This window comes from uncultured Granulicatella sp., from assembly GCF_963515095.1.
Taxonomy (GTDB): domain Bacteria; phylum Bacillota; class Bacilli; order Lactobacillales; family Aerococcaceae; genus Granulicatella.
Genome location: NZ_CAUPXD010000044.1, coordinates 1 through 7799 on the forward strand (window position 1 = coordinate 1; position 7799 = coordinate 7799).

General features: G+C 33.8%; 5 protein-coding genes. All 5 read left to right on the top strand.

The window, feature by feature from the left end; translation table 11 throughout:
* The first annotated feature begins 155 nt into the window (after positions 1 to 155).
* From priA to pknB, 5 genes are read left to right on the top strand one after another with little or no spacing between them, the layout of a single operon-like run.
* Positions 156 to 2558 (top strand): primosomal protein N', encoded by a 2403-nt coding sequence (priA, locus tag RWL86_RS07900; RefSeq protein WP_314078635.1) that lies wholly within the window; start codon positions 156 to 158, stop codon positions 2556 to 2558.
* Between the two features lie 17 nt (positions 2559 to 2575).
* Positions 2576 to 3532 (top strand): methionyl-tRNA formyltransferase, encoded by a 957-nt coding sequence (fmt, locus tag RWL86_RS07905; RefSeq protein WP_314078636.1) that lies wholly within the window; start codon positions 2576 to 2578, stop codon positions 3530 to 3532.
* Positions 3525 to 4850, top strand: coding sequence for a 16S rRNA (cytosine(967)-C(5))-methyltransferase RsmB (rsmB, locus tag RWL86_RS07910; RefSeq protein WP_314078639.1), 1326 nt, complete (start codon positions 3525 to 3527; stop codon positions 4848 to 4850). The genes fmt and rsmB overlap by 8 nt, the downstream gene beginning before the upstream one ends.
* Before the next feature lie 18 nt (positions 4851 to 4868).
* Positions 4869 to 5615: a Stp1/IreP family PP2C-type Ser/Thr phosphatase gene (locus RWL86_RS07915; RefSeq protein WP_314078641.1), complete on the top strand. Its 747-nt coding sequence runs from the start codon at positions 4869 to 4871 to the stop codon at positions 5613 to 5615.
* Positions 5615 to 7525 (top strand): Stk1 family PASTA domain-containing Ser/Thr kinase, encoded by a 1911-nt coding sequence (gene pknB, locus RWL86_RS07920; protein WP_314078643.1) that lies wholly within the window; start codon positions 5615 to 5617, stop codon positions 7523 to 7525. The genes RWL86_RS07915 and pknB overlap by 1 nt, the downstream gene beginning before the upstream one ends.
* Positions 7526 to 7799: the final 274 nt, after the last annotated feature.

The window sequence follows — 7799 nt, forward strand, 5'->3', positions numbered from 1 at the left end:
TGCTTAATTCCTTCACTAAAATTGTTTCATCAACCCTATTTGACAAAGAGCCTATTTTAAGAGTGAATAAATCGTTTTCTATTTTTTGAAAAAGATGATACACTATTCTTATGATGTAAATTGGGGTAAGTATACCTCTAAAGCGAGGTGAAATCATGTTTGCACAAGTAATTGTAGATGTACCAGTAAAACAAGTGAATCGACCATTTGATTATAGAATTCCTGCAATCTTCGAAGGAGAAATCGAAGTGGGAATGAGAGTAGTTGTTCCATTTGCTGGAAGAAGTGTGCAAGGCTTTGTTGTTTCAATTCGTCCAACATCTGATTTTGATGGGGAATTAAAAGAAATCGAACGTTTAATGGATCTTGAACCTGTTCTCTCAAAAGAAATGATTGAATTAGGAGAATATATGTCCAATCATTTATTTGCCTTTTTAATTCACTGTTATCAAACAATGTTGCCAGCGATGTTAAAAACAACAACGAGAAAAATTTTTATATTAGAAAATCCCCAAGAACATGAAGAAATTTTTCAAAGAATTTTTAATGGGCAATTAGAAATAGAAGTAACGGATGAAATGCCAAAGGAAATTTTGGCAGAGTTACTACGTTTAAAACAAAAAGGAATTGTTCAAACAAAAACTTTAGTAGAAGACCGCAAACAAATAAAAACAGAAGATTGGATTGTATTATCGTATTTACCTGAAGAATATTTGGAAATGATGAAGCAAGTTCCAAAAAATGCGGCAAAACAATTAAGATTTCTAGAAGGTTTATCTAGTTTAGAGAATACAGAAATTGCGAAAGCTGAATTTATGACTCGCTTTAATGTTGTGCAAGCAGATGTGAAGAAAGCTGTTGAAAAAGGTTGGATTCTGTTAGAAAAAAGAGCAGTAGATAGAGATCCTTATGCGGGAAGAAAAATTATTCATTCGAAACCATTTGAACTAAATGAAGAGCAAAAACAAGTCTTTCAACAAGTGTTAGAAGAAGAGATTGATGAAACCTCTCATGTTTATTTGTTGCAAGGAGTGACAGGCTCAGGAAAAACAGAAGTGTATCTTCAATGGATTGGAGAAGCCATTCAAAAAGGAAAAAGTGCTATGATGCTTGTTCCAGAAATTTCATTAACTCCTCAAATGGTTCAACGATTCAAAGAACGATTTGGGAATAGAGTAGCTGTTTTACATAGTGGGTTGAATCCTGGAGAAAAACATGATGAATGGCAAAAAATAAAAGAAGGTCGAGCAGATATTGTTGTTGGAGCAAGATCTTCGGTATTTGCACCTTTAGAAAATATTGGCATTATTATTTTGGATGAAGAACATGAGAGCACTTATAAGCAGGATGATACTCCACGCTATCATGCGAGAGATATTGCGATTTGGAGAGGAAAGTATCATCATTGTCCTGTCGTTCTAGGAAGTGCAACTCCAAGTTTAGAATCTCGAGCAAGAGCGGAAAAGGGAGTTTATCGTTTATTGAGGTTAACAAAACGTGCTAAACATCAACCATTACCTCAAGTTCATGTGCTTGATATGAAACAAGAATTTTTGGCGCAAAAAGGAAGTTTCTCCAAACGTTTATTACAAGCGTTAGAAGACCGATTAGAAAAAGGAGAGCAAAGTGTGTTGCTCTTAAATCGAAGAGGATATTCATCCTTTATTATGTGTCGTGATTGTGGTTATGTATTGGAATGTCCAAATTGTGATATTTCTTTGACGCTTCATATGGATACAAAAGTGATGAAATGCCATTATTGTGGGCATGAAGAAGGTATTCCAAATCACTGTCCAAAATGTCATAGTCGACAAATTCGTTATTTTGGAACGGGGACTCAAAAGCTTCAAGAAGAATTAGAGCAATTGTTGCCAACTGCAAGAGTTATTCGAATGGATGTCGATACAACTCGTAAAAAGGGACAACATGAAGCGTTGTTAAAACAATTTGAAGAACAAAAAGCGGATATTTTAATTGGAACACAAATGATTGCTAAAGGGTTAGATTTTCCAAATGTCACTTTAGTAGGAGTCGTCAATGCAGATACAGCTTTAAATATTCCGGATTTTAGGGCTGCAGAAAAAACTTTCCAATTATTAACGCAAGTAGCAGGAAGAGCTGGTAGAGGAGATAAGGCTGGAGAAGTATTTATTCAAACATATAACCCAGACCATTATGCTATCCAATTAGCACAAAATCACTATTACGAGGCTTTCTTTGCTCAAGAAATGAAAATGAGACATCTCGCTCATTATCCGCCGTATTATTTTACAGTGATGATTACAGTTTCTAGTGAACAAGAATATGCTGCACAGAAACAGGCTTATGAAATTAAAAAGGTATTGGAAGGTAAACTATCTTCTCAATCTGTCTTATTAGGTCCAAGTGCAAAGTCAATTGCTAGAATGAATAATCGTTATTACTATCAATTAATTATTAAATATAAAAAAGATCCAGTATTAGATATTTTATTACATGAGGTCTTAGTCAATACTCAATCGACTCCGCAATCAAAAGTAGCGGTATCTATCGATGTAGAACCTCAATATTTTTTATAAAGATTGGAAGTGGAATTTTGAAAAAAATTATTTTTATGGGGACACCCGAATTTTCAACAAAAGTATTAGATGCTCTAGTGAATTCAGAAGAATATGAAGTGATTGCGGTTGTGACTCAACCAGATAGACCGGTTGGTCGAAAAAAAGTTATTACGCCATCACCAGTGAAGCAATATGCATTAGAGCAAAATATTGCTATATATCAACCAGAAAAATTAACGGGTTCAGAAGAATTAGAACAATTAATGACATTAGATGCTGATTTAATTGTAACAGCTGCTTATGGTCAGTTTCTACCAAAGAAATTTTTAGAATTTCCAAAACAGGGTGCTGTCAATGTTCATGCATCCTTATTACCAAAATATCGCGGCGGTGCACCGATTCATTACGCTATTATGAATGGGGATTCTCATACAGGTGTAACCATTATGCGAATGGTTAGCAAAATGGATGCGGGGAATATTTTATCACAACGCTCGATTCCAATTGAACAAATTGATGATGTAGCTTCCATGTTTGAAAAATTAAGTGTGGTAGGTGCGGAATTATTATTAGACACATTACCGAAAATTTTTGATGGGACAATTACTGAAATTGTACAAGATGAAGCGTTCGTAACGTATTCTCCAAATATTACACGAGAACAAGAACAAATCGATTGGACAAAAGAAGCGAGAATGGTGGATTGCTTTATCCGTGGTTTACGTCCTTGGCCAACTTCATTTACTGTATTAAATGGTGAAAGAGTGAAAATTTGGCAAGTGAAGGTAGCAGATCAAACAACTGCTGAACAACCAGGAACATTATTTAAAGAGAATCATCATTTGTATGTAGCATGTGGTAATCAAACTGTATTAGAAATTGTTGAATTACAACCTGCAGGAAAAGCTAAAATGAGTTCAGATGCCTTTATGAATGGTTTTGCTTCTGTTATTGAAGAGAAAGCTTGCTTTGAAGGGGTAAATCATGGATAAAGTCAGAAATGCAGTTGTAGACTTATTAGTTCAAGTGGAACAGGATCAATCTTATTCAACGATTAGTTTGAAAAAGGTAATTGAGCAACAAAAATGGACTGCAAAAGATAAAGGTCTGTTAACCGAATTATTTTATGGAACGATTCAGCGAAAAATGACGATTGATTTTTATTTAGCCCCTTATATTCAAAAAGCAAAGAAAATTCAACCATGGGTGAAACAATTGCTAAGAATTTCCATTTATCAAATGGTATTTTTAGATAAAATTCCAGATCATGCAGCGATTTTTGAAGCAGTACAAATTGCGAAAAAACGTGGTCACCAAGGCATTGCTAAATTTGTAAATGGTGTACTTAGAAATTTCCGAAGAAATGATTTAAGAAGTTTTGAGGAAATAAAAGATGCAGATGAAAGAATGAGTGTACAGTATAGTATTCCAAAATGGATGTACCAATTATTTAAACAACAGTATGGAGTAGAACAAGCACAACAAATTTCTGAGTCTATTTTAACAGCGCCAAGTGTCAGTGTTCGTATTCAGCCGAATCATTTCAGTCAAGAGCAAGTAAAACAACTGTTAGAAAAAGAAGGAATTCAGACTAGAGAGAGCATGTTATCAAATAGATGTCTAATTGTGGAAGAAGGGAATGTTTTTCAATCGAAAGCTTTTGAACAAGGACTGATTACGATTCAAGATGAAGCTTCTTCTTTAGTTGCACAAGTTGCTAATTTACAACCAGCAAATAAAGTGCTTGATACATGTGCTGCACCCGGTGGAAAGACGACGCATATTGCAAGCTATATAGATCCATCAAAAGGTGGACAGGTAGATGCCCTAGACTTATATGAACATAAACTAAAGAAAATACAAGAAAATGCTAACAGACTGCAAGTAGAAGATTGTATTTCCATGAAAGTACTAGATGCCCGTACTGTTCATGAAGTATATCCAACTGAAAGTTTTGATGCGGTATTTGTGGATGCACCTTGTTCGGGTTTAGGATTAGTTCGTCGTAAACCAGATATTAAATATACAAAAGAATTAAAAGATTTAAGGAGTTTGGAAAAAATTCAACTTGATATTTTAATATCTGCTTCAAAAATGGTAAAATCAAAAGGAAGTCTAGTTTATTCTACTTGTACGATAAATAAGTCAGAAAATAGAGAGCTAGTAAATCAATTTTTAAAAATGAATCCAGAGTTTGGAATTGAACCGATTGGACAGTGGATTCATAAAGATACAGAAGACATTACAATATTACCAAGTGACTTTAATAGTGATGGCTTTTATATTTGTAAATTAATTAAAAAATCTTAAACATTAAGGAGGGATTGTATGAAATTTGCGATAAAAAGTGATGTTGGTCAAAGAAGAAAAGTAAACGAAGATGCTGCTGGCTACTTTGAAAGCAAAAATAACATCCCGCTTATGATGGTTTGCGATGGCATTGGTGGACATAATGCGGGAGAAATAGCTAGTGCAATGGCTCTAATGTCGATAGGTCAAGCGTGGGAAAAAACAGAATTTAACGATATTGAAGAAGTTTATCAATGGCTTATTAAAAAAATTACAGAAGCAAATGAGGCGATATTTACCCGTTCAGCTCAATATGAAGATTTATATGGAATGGGAACGACAGTTGTAGTAGCCAGTATTATTGGAAATCAATTAATGATTGCAAATGTCGGTGATAGTCGGGCATACGTGTTGCGAAATTTCCAATTGAAACAATTAACTGAAGATCAAAGCTTAGTCAATGCGTTGTTAAAATCAGGTGAAATTACTCCTGAAGAAGCAGAAAATCACCCTAATAAAAATATTGTTACTCAATCTCTGGGGGTAACTTCTTCAGTCGAAATTGATTTTGTAAGAATGACCATAAAAAATGAGGACACATTAATATTATGTAGTGATGGTTTGAGTGATATGTTATCTCTAGAAGAGATTCGAAATGTAATGAATCATTATTCAGATGTCGAACAACAAGTAGAAAAAGCTGTTCAAGAAGCTAATGAAGCAGGCGGCCGTGATAATATTACGGTTGCAATTGCAAAAATTCAATTACAAGAGGAGGTAGCCTAATGTTAGAAACTGGAAAAACATTAAATGGACGTTATAAAATTCAAACTTTAATTGGAACCGGTGGAATGGCTGCGGTTTACCTTGCAAAAGATTTAATATTAGATCGATTAGTAGCGATTAAAGTATTACGATTGGATTTTAGACAAAATAATGATGCGATGAGAAGATTTAGACGCGAAGCTTTATCAGCCACTCAATTAACTCACCCGAATATTGTTGGGGTGTATGATGTAGGACAGTCACAAGAAATGAATTATATTGTGATGGAATATGTTGAAGGAACAGATTTAAAAGACTACATTAGACAAAGAGGGGCTCTTCATCCAATTGAAGCAGTTCGGATTATGATGCAAATTGTTTCAGCAATTGCTGCCGCTCATCAAAATCGTATTATTCATCGTGATATTAAGCCGCAAAATATTTTAATCGATCGAGAAGGAAATGTAAAAATTACAGATTTTGGGATTGCTGTCGCATTATCCGATACTTCTTTAACTCAAACAAATACATTACTAGGGTCTGTTCACTATTTATCTCCAGAACAAGCAAGAGGTGGAATGGCAACAATTCAAACAGATATTTATGCATTAGGAATTGTGTTATATGAATTGTTAACAGGTAGAGTTCCTTTTGATGGTGAATCAGCAGTGTCTATTGCGTTAAAACATTTCCAAGAGCCGTTACCATCAGTTGTAAATCCAACGGCGATGGTTCCGCAAAGTTTAGAAAATATAGTGTTAAAGGCAACTGCAAAAGATCCAATGAACCGCTACAGAAGTTGTTACGAAATGTTCCAAGATTTAAAAACTTGTTTAGACTCTACAAGATTATATGAGAAGAAATTTGTTCCAACAAGTTTTTCAGGAGAAACAAAAGTACTAACACCAATAAATACTCAAAAAGTTAAACCAATTCAAACGAGTAGAGAAATTCCAATAGTAAAAATGGATGAAGAAAAGCCAGTTAAGAAAAAAAGGAAATGGCCTTGGGTGTTATTACTCATGATATCCGTTATTGGAATTATGGCTTTTGCATTTTTACATTCAAGCCCAAAAGAAGTTCAAGTGCCAGATGTAACGAATTTAACAGAAGCTGCTGCTAAAATAAAATTAGCAGATGCTAAGTTAAGTGTAACAGATGTTATACAAGTACAATCGGACGAAGTAGAGAGTGGAAAAGTCATTGAAACGAATCCGAAAGCTGGTAGTACAGTAAAAGAAAAATCAAAAATAACGATTAAAGTAAGTTCCGGAAAAGAAGCAGTCACCATGAAAGATTATCGGAATAAAACATATGAAACTGCAAGAGATGAATTGAAAAAATTAGGATTTACTGTAGAGAAAAAAGAAGAAAATTCTGATAGTGTTGAAGCGGGAAAAGTAATTTCACAAAGTATTGCTCCAAATCAAAAAGTTGAAGGGAAAGATACAGTCGTCACATTAGTGGTAAGTAAAGGTGAAACTTCAATTAAAATGGCAAATTTAAAAGGATATACAAGAGAAGGAGCCATTGAATACGCAAGTACGAATAATTTAAACTTAACGATTACTGAAGAAGAAAATGATGCTACAGTAGATACTGTTATAAGGCAATCAATTCGTGAAGGATCTGATATTAAAAAAGGAACACCTTTAACGATTGTTTTATCAAAGGGGAAAAAAGCTCATACTGTAACAAAACAAATTATGATTCCATATCAAAAATCAGCAAACAACTCGAAGAGAAAAGTTAATAAAATTTCTATTTACGTTGAAGACTCAGTAAACCAACTTCAAAATGTATATAAAACTTTAGAAATTAGTGAAGATACAAGTGTGAATGTAACATTTAATTTAAGCAATAGCCAACCAATAGGTAAATATAAAATTGTTAGTGATGGTAAGGAAATTGCTTCCGGAACTGTTCAATAGCGTGAAAGACTGTAGCCTAAAAAACTACAGTCTTTTTTTGCAAAAAAATATAAAAAAAGTTAAAAATTGGACTTGCAAAGGAAGAAAATCTATGGTAAATTATAAACACTGTTAACGAACGTTCGCTTTTGAAGCGATTGCGAAAAATAAATTTTAAATAAATTTAAAAAAGTTGTTGACAGATAAAAACGCCTATGATAATATATAGGAGTTGTCGCGTAAAGCGACGTTGACCTTTGAAAACTAAACAAAGAAGACAAACCAAATGTGTAGG